This is a genomic window from Methylobacterium sp. WL12, assembly GCF_008039475.1.
GTDB classification, from domain to species: Bacteria; Pseudomonadota; Alphaproteobacteria; order Rhizobiales; family Beijerinckiaceae; genus Methylobacterium; species Methylobacterium cerastii.
On the sequence record NZ_VRUW01000247.1, the window covers coordinates 1 to 532 of the forward strand.

Consider the following 532-nt stretch of genomic DNA (forward strand, 5'->3'; position numbering starts at 1 on the left):
GGTGAGGACAGGGCTTTCGAGCGAGCGTTCGGACTTCCGACCAACCCGGCGGACCGGCCGTCGTGAAGGCTACAATCCGCAAGGATCGCACGTGAGTGGCGATCCGACATCCGTCCGTGCAGCTGGGTCGCTCCCGCGTCGCGCCTAGGATGCCGGGATGCGCGTCGGCTGGCTGTCGCGAAAAACGCCCGCCTGCGGCACCAGGCGGAATCGGGTCCCCCAAGGGTCCTGAAGCACGAGCGCGCCGTCGGCCGCGTCCGGCGTCAGGCCGGCGTCCCGGCAGCGGTCGCGGACCGCCGCCAGCGTCGGGGCGTCGGCCAGCAGGACCACCTCGGCGAGGCCGGCCATGGCGGCGGGCCGTTCGCGCGCGCCCCGGCTTTGCCAGACGTTCGTCGCGAGCTGGTGGTGGTAGCCGCCGGCGCCGAGGAAGGTCGCGCCCGGGTAGCGGATCATCACGTCGAACCCGAGCAGCCCGGCGTAGAAGCGGTCCGCCGGCTCGATCTCGCCCACCTGCAGGTGGACGTGCCCGACC

General features: G+C 72.9%; 1 protein-coding gene. It reads right to left on the reverse strand.

Annotated features, from left to right (window positions below; genetic code table 11):
- Window positions 1-144: 144 nt before the first annotated feature.
- A partial coding sequence (locus FV226_RS27725) for a VOC family protein (RefSeq protein ID WP_187278886.1) occupies window positions 145-532 on the reverse strand: 388 nt, incomplete at its 5' end.